The sequence below is a fragment of the Reichenbachiella ulvae genome (assembly GCF_025833875.1).
GTDB lineage: Bacteria > Bacteroidota > Bacteroidia > Cytophagales > Cyclobacteriaceae > Reichenbachiella > Reichenbachiella ulvae.
This window is the reverse complement of the sequence record NZ_JAOYOD010000001.1, coordinates 4,766,372-4,783,047: the sequence shown is the minus strand read 5'-3', so window position 1 is coordinate 4,783,047 and position 16,676 is coordinate 4,766,372. Positions and strand designations below refer to the sequence as shown.

The 16,676-nt window shown below is 44.1% G+C and carries 12 protein-coding genes; 5 read left to right on the top strand and 7 right to left on the bottom strand.

Features of this window, described 5'->3' with window-relative positions; translation table 11 throughout:
* Positions 1 to 26: 26 nt before the first annotated feature.
* Entirely contained in the window at positions 27 to 1,571 is a 1,545-nt protein-coding gene (locus N7U62_RS19590; RefSeq protein ID WP_264139783.1) for a M1 family metallopeptidase, read from the bottom strand.
* A 33-nt stretch (positions 1,572 to 1,604) separates the two neighbouring features.
* Positions 1,605 to 2,795, bottom strand: a complete 1,191-nt coding sequence (locus tag N7U62_RS19585; protein ID WP_264139781.1) for a J domain-containing protein — start codon at positions 2,793 to 2,795, stop codon at positions 1,605 to 1,607.
* 90 nt (positions 2,796 to 2,885) lie between these two features.
* Here N7U62_RS19585 and N7U62_RS19580 point away from each other — a divergent pair, with 90 nt between their 5' ends.
* Positions 2,886 to 4,541, top strand: coding sequence for a VRR-NUC domain-containing protein (locus tag N7U62_RS19580; RefSeq protein ID WP_264139780.1), 1,656 nt, complete (start codon positions 2,886 to 2,888; stop codon positions 4,539 to 4,541).
* 303 nt (positions 4,542 to 4,844) lie between these two features.
* Here N7U62_RS19580 and N7U62_RS19575 read toward each other — a convergent pair whose 3' ends face one another.
* The 3 genes from N7U62_RS19575 to N7U62_RS19565 form a co-directional block, all read right to left on the bottom strand.
* Positions 4,845 to 5,537 (bottom strand): hypothetical protein, encoded by a 693-nt coding sequence (locus tag N7U62_RS19575; RefSeq protein WP_264139778.1) that lies wholly within the window; start codon positions 5,535 to 5,537, stop codon positions 4,845 to 4,847.
* Between the two features lie 188 nt (positions 5,538 to 5,725).
* Positions 5,726 to 7,591, bottom strand: coding sequence for an ATP-binding protein (locus N7U62_RS19570; protein WP_264139777.1), 1,866 nt, complete (start codon positions 7,589 to 7,591; stop codon positions 5,726 to 5,728).
* Between the two features lie 45 nt (positions 7,592 to 7,636).
* Positions 7,637 to 7,975: a hypothetical protein gene (locus N7U62_RS19565; RefSeq protein ID WP_264139776.1), complete on the bottom strand. Its 339-nt coding sequence runs from the start codon at positions 7,973 to 7,975 to the stop codon at positions 7,637 to 7,639.
* 663 nt (positions 7,976 to 8,638) lie between these two features.
* Between N7U62_RS19565 and N7U62_RS19560 the strand changes: the two genes are divergently transcribed.
* Entirely contained in the window at positions 8,639 to 9,616 is a 978-nt protein-coding gene (locus N7U62_RS19560) for an SH3 domain-containing protein (RefSeq protein WP_264139775.1), read from the top strand.
* Positions 9,617 to 9,620: 4 nt separating this feature from the next.
* On the opposite strand, the gene N7U62_RS19555 is transcribed toward N7U62_RS19560, so the two are convergent.
* On the bottom strand, positions 9,621 to 10,799 hold the full coding sequence (locus N7U62_RS19555) for an ankyrin repeat domain-containing protein (protein WP_264139773.1): 1,179 nt from the start codon (positions 10,797 to 10,799) through the stop codon (positions 9,621 to 9,623).
* Positions 10,800 to 10,935: 136 nt separating this feature from the next.
* Here N7U62_RS19555 and N7U62_RS19550 point away from each other — a divergent pair, with 136 nt between their 5' ends.
* The 3 genes from N7U62_RS19550 to N7U62_RS19540 are packed head-to-tail and all read left to right on the top strand — an operon-like array spanning position 10,936 to position 13,650.
* Positions 10,936 to 11,865, top strand: a complete 930-nt coding sequence (locus N7U62_RS19550) for an alpha/beta fold hydrolase (RefSeq protein ID WP_264139772.1) — start codon at positions 10,936 to 10,938, stop codon at positions 11,863 to 11,865.
* A 26-nt stretch (positions 11,866 to 11,891) separates the two neighbouring features.
* Positions 11,892 to 12,956 (top strand): sensor histidine kinase, encoded by a 1,065-nt coding sequence (locus N7U62_RS19545; RefSeq protein ID WP_264139771.1) that lies wholly within the window; start codon positions 11,892 to 11,894, stop codon positions 12,954 to 12,956.
* Entirely contained in the window at positions 12,937 to 13,650 is a 714-nt protein-coding gene (locus N7U62_RS19540; protein ID WP_264139770.1) for a LytR/AlgR family response regulator transcription factor, read from the top strand. The genes N7U62_RS19545 and N7U62_RS19540 overlap by 20 nt, the downstream gene beginning before the upstream one ends.
* Before the next feature lie 57 nt (positions 13,651 to 13,707).
* Here the strand turns inward: N7U62_RS19540 and N7U62_RS19535 are convergent, their stop codons facing one another.
* The gene (locus tag N7U62_RS19535) at positions 13,708 to 16,542 is read right to left on the bottom strand and encodes a BspA family leucine-rich repeat surface protein (RefSeq protein WP_264139769.1); all 2,835 of its coding nucleotides are present in this window, start codon (positions 16,540 to 16,542) and stop codon (positions 13,708 to 13,710) included.
* Positions 16,543 to 16,676 lie beyond the last annotated feature (134 nt).

The window sequence follows — 16,676 nt, the reverse complement described above, 5'->3', positions numbered from 1 at the left end:
TCAAATCCTCTAAAGGTATATTTGCTCTACTTAATTTCTATAAAACCATAGATCAGATTGAGCGGATCTAAATTTGGTTTGCCCTCTATAAGGACATCTTTAATTTTAAAACTTTGCTGGCGCTCGTTGAGTAGGACCGAGCGAATTTCCATTTTGTTATGGCTAAGCATGACAGGCACATCGATCTTCAGCGTATATATGTGCGAGGATTTTTGTTCGAAATCCAGTTCTAGCACCCCACGTTTGAACTTATAACTACACACTACATGCGGACGTCCGGGTACGACCAACCATTGATGAAAAAAGAACTTCAAATCCTGGCCTGAGACCTGTTCGGCAACTGCAATAAAATCATCTGTGGTAGCATTGCTGTATTTGTATTTCTCGTAGTAGGTCTTCACAATTTGATTGAACAGATCCTCACCTACATAGTGATGCAGCATGCGCAACATCCAGCCCGCCTTGTCATAGCTAAGCGCATTCAGGATATCATCTAATTGCTCATAGTTTTGATTCAATACAGCTTGGTTAGGATGGCTGTCCTCATAGTCCATGATTTTTAGCTCTATCTCATCCGCTAAAGCACGCATACTGTCCAGTCCATAAAACGCCTTGATCGTCAAATACTCATAGTAGGTTGCAAAGCCTTCGCTGAGCCAAATATGCTCCCAGCCAGCCTCAGAAGCACTGTTGCCAAACCATTGGTGGGCCACTTCATGGGCAATCAAACCGACGATTTCTCCTTTATCATTTACACTCGATTCTCTATAAAAAATGCAACCTGCATTTTCCATCCCGCCATATTTGGTAGTCGACTCCACATGATCCAGCTTATCAAATGGATATGGCGCTATCTGATCAATCAAAAACTGCCTGACCTTATTGGCCTCAAGAAAATCCGTTTTATAATCTCGTCCACCATATCGGTACAGCCATGTTTTGGACAGGCTATCCAGCTCATTGACCTCAAAATCGGCCACACCCATTGCCATCACTTTGGTAGGGATGGGATGCTTCATTTTCCAATGGGTTTTCTTCGCATTTCCGTCCAGAGATTCTTCGGATTGCAGTAGTCCATTACTCACTACACTATATTGGGAAGGAGCCGTCACTACAAATTCACAGCTGGCTTTTTCAGTTGGGTGATCCACCACTGCTAGCCAGTAATGCGCCCGGTTAGGCCAGTGATCTGAAAAAAAGGTTCTGCGACCATATTCGTTTCTAGAGATAATCAGACCATCCTGCGGCTCACCCGAGTAAGTCAATCCCAACTCCATCGCCTCGTTGCTCTCAGGCAAGGGAATCACTACCTGATCATTTTCATGGACGAAAGGAAGCTCCTCGCCATCCAGACTTAACGAAGCGACTGTCATACTCTCATCAAGATCTAAGCGAAGACTATCAGCCCACTGCGGTCTAAACTGAACCTGCTCAATCATCTGAATGCGGTCTGAAGCATCGGTGAGAGTGACATCAAAACGATAATGAAGAATATCTGGCGACTGTTGAGCCAGAGCAGTAAAACAAGAAAGGACAAGAAAAAGTAGCAGCTGGTATCGTTGGTTTGTCATTGAGGCTTGATTATAGATATTTCAAAAATAAGATTATTTGGAAGACATCAAAACAATCTCTTCCATTGATTCCAACTCAAAATCAGGATCATGGGCTTTTGCTGTTTTGATTACCGCTTTGCTTTCTGCGTTTTTCCCCAGCTGCTGCAAGGCCAGGGCCCTGATATGGTATTGGTATGTGCTGTCTGGCCAGATCTCCTGTGACCACTCAACCGCCTCGATGGCCTTGTCATATTCTCCTGTGACCAGATGCATCTGAGCCACTTTCATGTAGATATGATAGTGCTGTTCGGGAATCAAGGCCGCATTGATGATGATGGGATAAGCCCGACCTATGGTGATTTCATAGCTAGCCGCCGCCTTTTCAGCACATATTTTGTAATACTTGAGCGCCTGCACATGATCATTGACTCCCTCCTCATAGAGCTGCCCCATCTCATAGTAAAAATCCATAGACTCATAGCCATAGAGATGCAGCGTGCGATAGATGTCAATGGCATCTTTGATACGACCCATGCCTTTGTAGGTAAAGGCCAGCTTCTTCATGTAGGCTCTGGAGTGACCATAGGCATATTCCTTCAGCGCATCATACATGTCCAATGCTTTGGCATATTCCCCTGCCTCCAGGTATTCATCCCCTTTGTCTTTGATCTCTGTAAGCAGGTTTTCCTTGTAGTAGCTCATGTCCCGCTCTGCAGAATAAAAGCTCCCCATGTCAGCCAATAATTCCAGGCTCTCTACCAACTCACCAGACTGCTTCTTGCTCTGAATCTGATGAAAAATCGCTCGACGCTGAGTCAGCAGCTCCTCCATCTCAGCTTCCCGATACTCCTGATAGATGAAAATACTCGTCTTGATGATCACCGCGATGATGAAGGCAAACAGAAAAGCATAACCCGTGGCTTTCAGATTTTCCTTGGAGGTAACAGAAACAGGCTGTCTGCGATAAGCCTGATGTGGTCTGGGACGAGGGCGCTCGTAGGTAGTGCCGTATGCGCTGCTCTGTGAATGGCCGTAGCGCAAGAGCATGTCGTACTTGGAACGCGTATAGCTGTTGCTCAAAGTGCTGTAGGCTTCATTGACCTGCTTGAACACCTCCTCCTTGTGCGGATCACCAAAATTCCTATCCGGATGGTATTCTTTGGCCTTGGCTTTGTAAGCCGCCTTGATCTCCTCCTGAGTCGCCGAAGAAGACACTCCCAATATGTCGTAGTAGTTGAGCACAGTTTGGCAATTTGGTAACTTAATTTAGCTTTTAATCCCTACTATGGCAAGCGTAAATCTCATTAGCGCTTAGTTTTGTACACGAACGGCATGGGCACTGAAGAAAAAATCATATTACCTGAAAAATATTACCTGGACAACTTCAAATATGTGCTGGATTTTGTCCGGCAAAAATATGAAGCCCTGCTGCGTGAACCTGAGTTCAATTTCATCGATGACTTTCATTCCCTATCCGAAGATGCCCAGTGTCTTTATGTTCGTCTGAGCAATCGAAAGGGGCGCTTTTTTCGGATGGTAAAACTGCAGTACGCAGAAATACCTGATATACATCGAGCCCATGAAGAATTGCTAAGCACGGGGTTTTGTGAGCAAATCCCCAAGCTTGAAATAGAGGAAGAGTACGCACTGGTCAACATCTACAACAAGCCCGAGATTGTCAAAAAAACCAAAGCGCATAAGGAGACGCTCGACCACAAACTGCCCAAGTCAGAACTGGTGCTACAGATAGTAGAAAATATCCCCTCTCCAGAAATCCGAGTCCAGTTCTACGAGGAAGAGACGATCCTGACACAAGCCAAAGAAGAAGAGCTGGCCATGATCAAGCTTTTCTTTTTTGGGCACAACCATGGCGACATGTCGGACTTTGTGATCCGAGACATCGGCCATGCCAAATTCATAGAGATAGACGAATCAAAACTGGGGCAGTCCTTCGATACTCGAGAGGAAGCAGAAGCTGTAATGACACTATCCAATCATGCGCGTGATTTCGCAGTACTAGAAGAAAGTGGCAGTCCGGAATTGATCCTGCGATGGTTCGATGCTTTGGAGATCAACTACTTCCTGCAGATGGATCGCGCCAAACCAAGGGCGGATAAACTGATCCACAGGGTAGGCTACCACCTAGAGAAACAAAAGCACTTCGAAGAGGCACTGCGCATCTATCAACACACGGAGGCCTCACCCATGCGGGAGCGACAGATCCGCATCTACAACAAGCAAAAAGATTTCGAATCAGCCATGGCGCTGGCGGAACGCATCCTCGAAGCACCCAACGACAACAAAGAATACTACATCGCGCAAGACGTGATCAACCGCAACAACGAAAAGCTGAAATCCACCACCCGCAGACAAAAACAGGGCATGGAAATCGAAGTTTCGCAAGATTATCAGTACCGGGTGGAACAGGGCGCACTGGCCTACTTCGAGGAGCTGGGCTATCAGGGTGTTCACTCCGAAAACAGCATCTGGCGCAGCATCTTCGGACTGATCTTTTGGGAGGAAATCTTCGACCCGGAATACAACCAGATCTACCAACCGCTACAGCGTGACCCTAAGGATGCCTTTAGCAAAGACTTCTACCTCAATCGCAAAGAGGCCATACACCAGCGACTAGAGGGTCTTCGCACCAAGAAGCAAATCATCGATCGGATGCAGCGCTATTATGAAGCCAATCAGGGAGTGGCCAGCATGTTCGTCAACTGGGAGAGAATGAATCTGGAGGCAGCCATCAAGCTGGTAGAATTCCTGAGCCCAAAGCAGGTTAAGCAAACCCTACTGACCATTGCTCTGGATCCGAGGACGCGATCTTCTGGCTTCCCCGACCTCTTCGTCTGGAACGAAAAGGAATACCATTTCTACGAAGTAAAATCCCCCACTGATCACCTCGCCGAAAAGCAACTCTTCTGGCTAGAGCACTTCGATCAGCACAAGATCAATGCAGAGGTGGTGTTGGTGAAGTGGAGCTGAGCAGAAGCGTCAGTCCTGCATTTCTCTAATAGATTCCTGCCAGTCGCAGACTGGTCTCAAAAGTACCAATGAGGTGTTTTTATTACTTGTGTTTCTTGACCTTAGGAGGGATCTAAAAAAGTAACACAGATCAACAATACAGCTATACTGAAGGTTCAGCTCTGCTTGTTTATGGTTCGACAGGGCTCACCATGACAAGGAACCTAGCTGCTAGATTCCTCATGGATTTCCGGTCACACTGAGTCTATCGCCCAAATTGGGCAGGAAAGGTAAATTGGTAGCTCTGAAACCAACTCTTGTACACTACCTCCTCAACCAGTACCTGATGTCGTCTTCTTCGTTGAAGAGGCGCATTTCATCGCCTTTGCCGTAGGCTTGCCAGAGGGATTCTCCTTGGCTGAAAAACAGACTGCGGTAGCGCGAATAGATACCGACCTCTCCGGATTCGAGCAGGAGGCTATCTTTGTAGATGGCATATTGGCCCTGGTCGCTGAAGCTGAGCTGCATGTGCTCGACCTGCTCGGTATGTCCTTCTTTCTGAATTTTGTAGAGCTGCCAATCTCCCAAAATATCCTTTTCAAATTCATGATTGTCCTCCACTCGCTCTACTCGATGAAAGACGAGCGCAGAATTCAGTTCTCGTTCGAGAGGTCTTACTTTACTTAGATAGTGTTTATAGTTGACTTTCGCCTTTAGGTAGAGTCGATCATTGGTTTCCATCCAATGCCACTGGGTATTGAACCAGCCGTTGTCTTTGCCTACGAGCTTCAACTGCTGATCCTTCACATAATAGAATCCGCTGATGTCTCCGCTAGATTTGGCTACCTTGAAAACACCTGTAGAATCGATGAGCAAATAATGCGGTGTGAAATCTCGAGGTTCCTTATCAATTTTCACATATTTCAATTGCCAGAGACCATAGAGGTCTTCGACCTGATTGGACGAACTGCAACTGAGGCAGATAGCTAGTAGTGAGAGTAAGATTAGTCTGGTCATAATAGGTCGATTGAAGCAAAAATATGGCCAAGATTTCCAATCCTAGTTCAAAATTGATCAGACAGTCAAGAGATTCTATTGCATATCCCTCTTGATGGTTCAATCTTTTCAAATTTGAAACACATAATGATGAAATACTTACCGCTCTTGGCAATTGACCATTTGCTTATTGCCAGCAACCAAAACGTTTATTGTACTTCTTCGAACAAAGGCAAATAAACATGGAAAGAAGATCCTTTCCCTTCCTCGCTTTCTACTTCTATTTTGCCCTGGTTGAGATCGACGAATTCCTTGACGAGATTGAGGCCAAGTCCTACGCCTTTTTCCCCTTTGGTGCCCCAGCGCTTGCGATCTCCCTGGAAGGTAAATAGAGTCTCTATCTTCTCTTGTGGAATACCAATACCTGTATCCTGAATGGTAATCTTAGCATAGTTATCTACCTGAGTGACACTTAGCGTGATGCTACCCTTCTCAGGAGTGAATTTGAGGGAGTTGCTGATGATGTTTCGGATGATGGTAGAACAGCTGTTGAGGTCGGCACGGAGCATGAGTTCGCTATAGATCTCCTCTGTCATCTGGATGCCTTTGGCCTCTGCCGAGTTGCACATCACACGAAGGGCAGGGTTGCAGATCTCTTCTACGCTGATTTCTTCTGGTTTGTAGGAGACATGCCCTTGCTGGTTCATGGACCAGTCGAGCAGGTTGTCGAGTAGAGAGGATATTTCGTGAGACGAATCCTCCAGCACCATCCCGACACGCTGAATTTCCTCTGTGTTATTGTTGCGGATATGGGTCTGGATCAGCTGAGCCACTCCGCTAAAATTGCTGATCGGTCCTCGAAGGTCATGGGAAATAAGGGAGAAGAACTTGTCCTTGGTGGCATTCATCTCTTCCAGCGCCTGACGCTTGTCTCGGATGGCCTCTTCGGCTTGCTCCTTGATTTTATAGAGTTTGTAGAACACTACAGACAGAATCAGCAAAAACAAGATAAATACGCTACCCCCTATCTTGATGAAACGATTGACTTTAGCTTCTTCTTCCAGCAGGTTAACTTCGGCAGCCTTTAGGTCTACTTCTGCTTGTTTTTGCCCAACCTCATACTCGGTACGCAGGTCGGCCATTTTTCTGATGGTTTCTTCATTGTTGATGCTGTCTCGGTAGCTTAGGTATTGGTTTTGGTAGTCGTAGGCCTTTTGGTAGTTGTTTTGGGTCTTGTATAGCTTAGATAGTTGAAGGCTGGCGTCTCGAATTTGTTCTTTCAAGCCCTCTTCTTCGCCGATCTGCAGGGCATGATGGGCATACGCTAGCGCCTGCTTAATATTGCCACGTTTGACATAAATCTCAGCCAGAGAAGTTTCATATACTGCTATAGGGTAGCGATCCCCCATTTCTTCTAAGATGGCAATCGCCTCGTTTATGTTTTCTTCGGCCAGTTGGTATTTGCCTTGTTCGGCATAGACCAGGCCTATGTTGCCGAGGTTGTAGGCAGTACCAATAGGGTAGTTGGAAATGTTAAAAATTTCTGATGATTCTGAAAAAAGAATTAGCGCAGAGTCAAACACTTGGAAGTCGCGATACAGCTCTCCCATGTTCAATAAAGAAGCTGCCAAGGATAGGGAATCAGCGTGTTGTCTTAGTATTTTGCAACCTTGGTTATAATAGCTTCTGGCTACTTCAAAATTCTTTTGAACTCTGTAAAGACTACCTAGGTCTGATAAAGTGGCGGCAAGCCCTGAGTAATATTGGTTTTGTCTATATATCTTTTCTGCCTTTAGGTAATAGTCAATTGCATTTTCTAAGTTTCCTTGTCTTTTATCAACTACTCCGAGGTAGGATAGGCTATGTGCTTGTCCTATTGGGTAATCTATTTTTTCTGCTAGGTTTAAAGCCTTTTTTGCATAAATAGTTTTTTGTTCTAGGCCACCATGGAAGGCAATTTCAAGATATAATTGACATTTTGCTGAATCGGAGACTTGATTATGGTTTAAATGTTCAATTAAGCTATCAGCGATTTGTTGTTGTTGTCCGTATAAGGAAAAAAAGCCTGCAATCATGCAGGCTAAGAAAAAAAATATTTTAAGTCCTAATGGCCTCATCTTTTAGGTTCTCTTTATGATCATTTCTGGATCAAACTCCGGCTGTTCTACTCCATTCACCGAATATTGAATGACATAGGTTGCTCGACCAGAATCTTTGTCTTTGATTTTGGCATACCATACGCCATCTTGTTCGTAGGGAGATTTCTTTAAGATCTTGTCATTGTTGACAGTGATCTCAATGTTGGTAATAGTCAGCCCATTGGTTTCAGTCACCCACTCAATCTTGCCATTAGGGGAAACGTTAGTCAAAAAGCTACAGTCACTTGACCATGTAGAGCCGTCGTTGCTCAGGGACAAAGTGCTGCCATCATACTTTACTCGTACGGTTGCTGTACTCATGTTTATTGTGTTTATTGGTTATACATATTCGAATAAATTAATATGCTGCACTTTAATATTAGTGAATGACGGTCTGATTTGAAAATGTAATAAGAACACTTTCACCCCCTCGCTTAAAAGTATAATTGAAACTTGGGATAGTCATATTGAATAAAAAGGACTAAAAAGTGCTGCTAGTACTCCCAGATGCCTTTGCAAGCTGTTGCCAATCCCGAGCAAACAGCCGAAAGAATTTTTAGACAGTTGCAAGGCCGCCACAAATTGCAGCGAGTGATTACACAGAGTTGCAAGGACCCTGCAAATTGCAGGGGCAGATTTCAGAGAGTTGCAAGCTTGCTGCAAATTGCAGGAGACTTGCAACAAGCTATAATGTCTCCCTGCAGATTGCACGAGACTTGCAACAGCTTATAATAGCTCCCTGCAATCTGCGCGGGGCTTGCAACTTTAGTAAATGGGCTCACAATGATTGCTGGGGCACTTCTCTATCTATGTGATCTGCTCGCTAAGAAGTAATCAGGTTACTTGGAGTAACCTGATTACTCATGCTATTTGGCTTTGTATTTTTCGTAGAGCTGGTAGGATCAGTGAGGCGGCTTACAATCCATCACTACTCTTCAAATACAACTTCTTTCTCTATATTCGCCTTAGCTTAACACATCAACCATGAAAAAAGCCCTGGCATTGTTAATCCTGTTGTTTATTACCCAGCATTTCACTTATTGCTTTGATAGCTGCGATTGGCAAACTATTGGATTCGTAAGTTCATCCAACGGAATTAATCTAAGAGACCAACCCAGCCTGGAAGGAAAGAAAATAGCGGTAATACCATTTTGGGAACCTGTGGCTATATGTACCATCAACGCCAAAGAAGCAACAATTGATGGTGTCTGGGGAAGTTGGGTTAAAGCCAGATACAAACAAATGGAAGGATATGTTTTTGATCCTTATTTAGCTAAATCAGAAGTATTCGCTGGTGATGATCCTGATTATCGCTTATCCTTAGAACATGATGGATGTGGTCGAACCGACTTTGATCCTACGCTTAATTGGTATGGAATATATGAGGAAGGTGAGCAGTACATACTGAAATCAGTTGAGATCAATATGGAACGTGATAGTCAAAGCGAGGGAATTCCCATGCATACTAATCTCCCACAAGAATCAGTTTTTCTTATTGCCTCTAAAACACCATTACAAACAAATCAATCGCTTGGTAAAATCAATCCTCAATCCGAAACCTGTATGGGCTGCGGCAGGCTTTATCCAGGGCAGACAAGACGAATATTTCTCCAAAAAGAGAAGGGAATAATAAGCCATAAAACATTAAATGCCATTGGCACAGTAAATAGTATTGTTTGTGAAGAATATACTCATTGTTTGGATATTGAAAATTATCAACTCCGATGCTCAGAATTGAACTACGACCAATCCTCTCATCAAAACTTATCTCCAATTATTTATCAGGGAAAAAACTCTTTGGCGGAACTAGTATGGTATGGCGATCTAAATTCTGATAATGAACTTGACTTAATATTTGTTGTCTATAGAATGGAAGGTGGGCATTACACTTTGCTAATGAGTGATTCAAATGTTAGTAAGCAATTAAAAAGAGTCGCCATGACTTTTTGGGGATGCGACTAGTGACTTAATCATCAATCAAACAATAATCTTCGAATAAACATATCACCTCATCCCACTGCATCTTATACACCGCATCAATTGTACTTTGATCCACTTTAGCACCGGCATCTAATAACAACTCAACGGCTGGCAACCGCTTCATCATATCTTCTTCAGGCATTGGGCCATCTAAAGTATAAAAGAGCGCATTGTTTATTGGAGATCCTGATCTAGGATGAGAGAGATTCACATCGGCACCAGCCTCTATCAAAATCCTCATCGTATTCACATTGGGTTGACGAGCAGCTTCTATCAATGATAGGCCTATATCGGCACCCTTTTCTAATAGGTATTCTATAGTTTTCTCACTTTCCGTTAAAACAGCAAAGTGCAAAGGATCATAATCATTCTCTTCTGTTTCGTTAATTGCCGCTCCATTCTCACACAAAAGACGTACAGTACTTAATCTTTCTTCATCATTCAGATCAGGACTTCCTGCGGCCATTTCGATGGGCGAAACATTCATAAAACAAACATAACAATCACCACCAGGCTCCTCATAATAGAGTGCATTGGGATTTACCCCTTTTTCTAAAAGGTATTTGATGATTTCATTCTGTCCATAAATTGCGGCTATATGTAGTGGGCCATAGTTGAAGTTTAAGGAATCAGGCTCTAATGGAGCTCCAGCTTCAATCAAAAGTTTTACATTTTCTAACCGCCCCTTAAGTATTGCCTTATATATGGGAGTATATCTATGCTTACTGACAGTGTTCACATCTCCCCCTGCAGCCAGTAACAAGGAAAAAGCTTCCGTTTCTTGTCCCGCCGCAAAATGAAATGGACTCAACCATGAATCTCCCCTTTTATAATTGGGATCAGCTCCAAAATGTAACAAGAGCTGAATCATTGAAGTATCATTTTGAGATACAGCCCAAGTAAGAGGGCAATCACGGGAGATATTTTCAGGTCTCTCTTGACCATTTGGATCACAATCTGCCTCTAACAATTTTTGAGCTAAATTGTAATCTTTGTTTTTAACAGCGTTCAAGAGTTCCCTTTCACAACTTTCAGCAGTCCACTGATTCTGCTTCAATGAATCCACAAGAGTTTCATCTTGAATTGAGTCACTGGAAATCACTTGGCAAAAAACGCTAAGTGGTAAACAGAAAAGTACAATAATGAGGTTGGCTCTAATAGGCATGCAAATATTAACTAAGCTACATCACAATAATAGACAAGCCTAGGCACTTGTCGAAACCCTCCCCCACTCACCGGTCTCCTCGACCGCTCCCTACAAGATGCTGTGAATCGGTACAGCCCACACCTACTTTTGACTCATGAACAAAACACTAAACACCATGCGAAAACTAATCTGCAACCAAAACCCGCTGACACCCTGGATCGCCATCCTTATCGGTCTACTTACAGCCATCTCTGTCAGCTCCAATGGGCAAAGCGCCAACTCTCTATCTTTCGAAGTTGAAGTAACTGGGCAGGGCCCTGATCTCATTTTCATCCCGGGACTTACTTGCGATGGAGCGGTTTGGGACGAAACAGCCGCCAAGTTGAGCAACAGCTATACCTGCCATGTAATTACCCTTCCTGGCTTTGCTGGAAAGGAAGCCATCGATGTGTCTGAAGGATTCTGCCCTAAAATGAGCACTGAGATCATCACCTACGCACAAGGACTCGATCACCCTTCTATCATCGGCCATAGTCTCGGTGGGTTTCTAGCCCTGGATATGCTGAGCAAGGAACCTGCACTATTTGATCGTGCGATTATAGTAGACGGTCTACCTTTCCTCGCAGCAGTCACGAACCCCTATGCCACCGAAGAATCTATGAAAGAAGCCTCCAAGGCCATCATCGCTGCACAAGCGCAAATGAGCGAGGAGCAGTTCGTCCAGCAGCAGCGCAGCACGCTCCAAACTATGATCACTGCTGAGGAAGACATCGAAACGGCCATGCAATGGGGACTGGCCAGCGATCGCGCCACCGTCAATCAGGCCATGTACGAACTCTACACCACAGACCTTCGCGACGAAATGAGTCAGGTGAAAACGCCTGTTTTAGTGCTAGGCGCTTACATAGCCTACAAGCAGTACGGCGTGACCAAAGAAATGACAATGAAGAATTTCGAATCACAGTTTGCACTGCTCGAAGAGGTAAAGATCGAACTTTCAGACAAAGGCAAGCACTTCATCATGTGGGATGATCCTGAGTTTTTTATGCAACAGACGGAGGCTTTTTTAAGCGATATTTTCTAAACCAAAACAACTAAATTCGACTATCCATGAAAGATTCATCTAAAACACTCCTCTACTGGTTTTGCCAACTGCTCGGATGGGGCATTTATATTGCCATACTTATCCTTAGTGTAAAATTCAACAAGCCTGACGCTATGAGCCCGCAAATGATTGTGGCGCAATTCATCATCGGTACTTCTACCCTTTTTGCCTCTCATGGCATTCGCTGGACTATCAAAAAGAAACAATGGCTGGATTTGGGAATAGGCGCATTGATTTTAAGACTTCTGATGGCCAGTATCCTGGGCTCTATCCTCAGCAACCTGAATGTTCATATATTGCTCTATTTGATCTTCGATTGGTTCGACAATTTCCATGCTTTCGAATGGAGCAATGTCCCTATCTATGTATTTAATTTATCTTTTATGCTATTCATGTGGAGTATTCTGTATGTCGGATTCAAATCCATAGAAAGCGCCCGTAAAAACAAAATCGAAAAACTGACAACCCAAACCGCCCTGAAGGATGCAGAATTGATTGCGCTGAAGGCTCAGATCAACCCACACTTTCTTTTCAACTCGCTCAACAACATCCGAGCACTCATTCTACAGGATCAAATGAAAGCCCGAGACATGGTCACCAACCTTTCAGACATCCTGCGCTATTCCATCGAGTTTAGCAAGAGAGAAAAAGTAACGATCGCAGAAGAGATCGACATTCTGAAAAACTACCTGGACCTGGAAAGCATCCAGTATGACGGACGTCTAAACTACCAGGTCAAGGCGGATGAAAATACGCTCAACTGTATCATCCCTCCTATGGTCATACAGACTTTGGCAGAAAATGCCGTAAAACACGGGATCTCCCAATTGAAGGAAGGGGGTGAAATAACCATCGAAGTGACCAAAAGCGATGAAGATCTGGAAATACGCATAGCGAACACGGGGCAAATCAAACCATCCTCCAACGGAACGGGCATCGGAATAAAAAATGCTACTAGCCGTATCCAATGGTTGTTCAATGCGGCCCCTTCTTTTACTTTAGCACAAAAGGAAGAGCAAGTGGTGGCGACTTTAATACTACCGGCGAAATATGAAAGCGATATTAGTTGATGATACGAAACTAGCCAGACAGGAACTGGGCTACTTGCTGAAAGGAATCGCTGACATTGATGTGGTGGCCGAGGCAGCCAACGTTGATGAAGCCAAAACCTTGATCGAGGAACATCGCCCAGACCTGATCTTTCTCGACATCCAGATGCCGGGCAAAGATGGGTTTGCGCTACTCGAAGAATTGGACGAAGTGCCGGAGGTCATTTTCGTCACGGCCTACAACGAGTACGCGATGAAAGCCTTCGACTTCAATGCACTCGACTACCTGCAAAAACCAGTTAAGGCCGAACGCCTGGCGCGCGCACTCAACAAGGTACGCGATCGTCTGGCTGGAAAGCTAGCCCCGGAAAAAGAACGACTGACGGAAAGCAGTCAGGTATTCGTGAAAGATGGGGAACACTGCTGGTTCGTGGAGCTAAAAAACATCCGCATCTTTGAGATCTATGACAACTACACCAAGATCTATTTCGAAGACCAAACTCCTATGATTCCGCGTACGCTCAACTACATGGAGAAGCGACTCGATCCACAGGTTTTCTTCCGCGCCAATCGCCAGCAGATCATCAATCTCAAATGGATCGACAAAGTAGAACCCTGGTTCAGTGGCAGCATCCGCATCCATCTGCGCGATGACTCCATCGTAGAGGTATCACGCAGGCAGACGCTGAAGTTTAAAGAGTTGATGAGTTTTTAGTCCTTAACCTATTTGATAGAGATAATTCTAACCACGAACAAATATTAGAATCATTGCTCAATTCTTCAAAACCTTCTGCGTCAGCACTACTTCGTTTCCTGTACTGAGCTTTAGAATATAGGTGCCTGCAGGTAACTGGTCAACAGACACAATTTGCTGAAAAGCTTCGGATCGTTTCTCGAAAGAATACTCCATCACCACTCTGGCAGAAAGGTTGATGATACGTAGTGTTATTGGTCCCTGATAGTCATTGCTCAGGGTCAGGTTGAATTGCTCATTTGCCGGGCTAGGGTAGAGGCTTACTTCTTCCGCCCATGGGCTGGCCACTGCCAATACATCGTCTACGGTGACCACAAACTCAGCAGATACTTCCGCTGTACCATCACTGACAGTGACGGTGACGCTGTACTCTCCTTGCTGACCATCCACCGGTGTCCAACTGAAGGCTCCTGTGCTGGCATCCAGCGTCATGCCCAAGTCCAATGAGGCCTGATCCAATGTGTATGTCAAGGTATTGGCTGGGAGATCTGCGTCTGTGGCGGGGATAGTGTAGTTGAGTGTCTGCAGTGCATGGACGCTTTGGTTGGTCAGTGCAAGCTCAGGTGCTTGGTTGATTTCGTTTACGGTGATGGTTATAACCTGAGATAACTCCTCGTCTTCATATGAGAGTGTAATTGTTACTTCATATGTGCCGTTATCTTCTTCAGTTGGTGTCCAAGTTAATCTTCCTGTGTTTTCATCTAGCAACATACCTACATCTAACGACGCAGCATCTATTTGGTAGTGTAAGGTCGTGTTTTCATAGCCTTCCTTGAGTCGGTCTACCAAATAAGACATTTCTTCGTTTTCATTTCCTGACTTTCCACGCAAATTCTCCAAGCGACAACTCAAATCGAAGTTGTCGCCCACGATACTCCAGTTTTGTTCACTAACCAAAAGTGCCCTGGCATCCAATCCGGCACAATAATTCAATCCGCTGGCATCTAGTTGAATGTCACTTGGGATTTTAGATTCACCCTTATCCAGGCTTTGCCATCCAATCAATGTAGCGTCATAGTTGGTATCTGTAATTGCTGTTCCAGAGAATAGATTCTTCATGTCTGTGACTTGACTGATGTCCCATTGCCCTAGGCTTTGATTGAAAGTGCTGGCATTTTCAAACGTGCCCGACATATCTGTTACATTTGACACATCCCATAGATGGACAGTAGCATTGAACTTACTAGCCTCTTTGAAGGCATTAGATAGGCTTTTGACTTCTTTATAGTTAGGCGCATCACTTGCATTGATGATTAAATTGCTACAACCATAAAATGCACCTTCCATACTGCTCCAAAGTCCAGTGCCCCATTGCTCTACGGATTGGATCTTGTCTTTGTCACCAGCATTGTTGAAGTGTATTCTTGGAAAATCCCCACTAATAGTTACAGTATAGGTGCCTGCATCGGTGTAGCTGTGACTAGCACCAGCGGCATAAATCGTTTCGTCCGAAGACCCATCTCCCCAATCGACGGTGTAGCTGTATCCTGTGCCAGTAGTTGGTAAAGTAATCGTTTCGTCTGTGGTAGTGGTTTTCCACGTAGTGATAAATGAAGTACATTCCTGACCAGCATCATTTATTGTCCAACCATAGTCATTGATCAATTGCTCTCTTGCTTCCCCTCCATTGCAGTATGCTATTTCACTAGCTCCTAATGTTAAGCCTTCTGGAATTTGGGTTTCTCCATTATCTAGTGTGCTCCAGCCTTCAAGCAATCTATCATATTGATTGTTAGACATGCCTGAAAAATCAAACATGTTATCCATTTCTTCCAATTGACTAATGTCCCAGTTAGCGAGATCTTGGTTAAAAGACTTGGCTTCCTCGAACATTTGAGCGGTGTGGGTTACACTACTCACATCCCAGTCTGATATATTTTGATTAAAAAAATTGTTTTGCTTAAACATTCCAGTCATGTTAATCACACTACTTACATCCCAAGATGAAATGTCTCCATTAAAATCGGTATCATGAAACATATGGCTCATGGAGGCTACATTACTTACATCCCAATTAGATATGTCTCCATTGAATTGAGCCTTCTCAAACATTAAGTCCATGTAAGTCACATTACTGACGTCCCAATTAGATATGTCCCCATTGAATGAAGTCCCCAAAAACATTCCGCCCATGTAAGTCACATTACTGACGTCCCAATTAGATATGTCCCCATTGAATGGAGTTCCCCAAAACATTGCGGTCATCACAGTCACATTACCTACATCCCATGTTGATAGATCTTGATTGAATGATGAATGCCAAAACATATATCTCATATCTGTTACTTTACTCACATCCCAATCACTTAGATCGTCATTGAAGGCAGAGTAGGCAAAAGTGTGGTCCATATTGGTTACATTGCTCACATCCCATTCATTCAGATTGCCATTTATTAATGAACTAGTTCTATGAAACATGTATTTCATACTATTGACTCTACTTAAGTCAGGTGTGTCAGAAAGGTCTGGTGATAGAGTTAGTTTATTACAACCTGAAAAAGCACTTTCCATACTCCTCCACTCTATATCCCCCCATTGCTCGATAGTTAGTATTTTGTATTTGTTACTTCCCCTATCGTTGAAGTAGATTCTTGGGAAGTCTCCTGTGATGGAGACTGTATAGATGCCTGCATCCTCGTAGCTGTGTGTAGCACCTCTCGTATAGACAGTTTCATCTGTACTACCATCACCCCAGTCTACGGTGTAGCTGTAGCCTGATCGTGCGGTAGGGATGGTGATGCTTTCATTTGACTCTGTGGTCTCCCAGGTGGTGATGAAGGGACGATCCTGAGCCTGTGTGCTGTAGCTAGTAAGGAGCATGAGCGCTAGTAAGAGACGGAGGTATTTGCTCAAGCGAGCAAAAAATTTAAACTGAATTGATAATACATTTAACGCGGAGGGAATTCCTTCAGATAGTAAACCTTTCATATTGGCTGGTTAAATAGAAATAATAATTTTTGAATGCTATTATTTACCACAAGTAAATA

What these genes read in the sequence shown, in the direction of transcription:
- N7U62_RS19590 (WP_264139783.1), bottom strand. Translation starts at nt 1,571, where the DNA reads ATGACAAACCAACGATACCAGCTGCTACTTTTTCTTGTCCTTTCTTGT.
- N7U62_RS19580 (WP_264139780.1), top strand. Translation starts at nt 2,886, where the DNA reads ATGGGCACTGAAGAAAAAATCATATTACCTGAAAAATATTACCTGGAC.
- N7U62_RS19575 (WP_264139778.1), bottom strand. Translation starts at nt 5,537, where the DNA reads ATGACCAGACTAATCTTACTCTCACTACTAGCTATCTGCCTCAGTTGC.
- N7U62_RS19570 (WP_264139777.1), bottom strand. Translation starts at nt 7,591, where the DNA reads ATGATTGCAGGCTTTTTTTCCTTATACGGACAACAACAACAAATCGCT.
- N7U62_RS19565 (WP_264139776.1), bottom strand. Translation starts at nt 7,975, where the DNA reads ATGAGTACAGCAACCGTACGAGTAAAGTATGATGGCAGCACTTTGTCC.
- N7U62_RS19560 (WP_264139775.1), top strand. Translation starts at nt 8,639, where the DNA reads ATGAAAAAAGCCCTGGCATTGTTAATCCTGTTGTTTATTACCCAGCAT.
- N7U62_RS19555 (WP_264139773.1), bottom strand. Translation starts at nt 10,799, where the DNA reads ATGCCTATTAGAGCCAACCTCATTATTGTACTTTTCTGTTTACCACTT.
- N7U62_RS19550 (WP_264139772.1), top strand. Translation starts at nt 10,936, where the DNA reads ATGAACAAAACACTAAACACCATGCGAAAACTAATCTGCAACCAAAAC.
- N7U62_RS19545 (WP_264139771.1), top strand. Translation starts at nt 11,892, where the DNA reads ATGAAAGATTCATCTAAAACACTCCTCTACTGGTTTTGCCAACTGCTC.
- N7U62_RS19540 (WP_264139770.1), top strand. Translation starts at nt 12,937, where the DNA reads ATGAAAGCGATATTAGTTGATGATACGAAACTAGCCAGACAGGAACTG.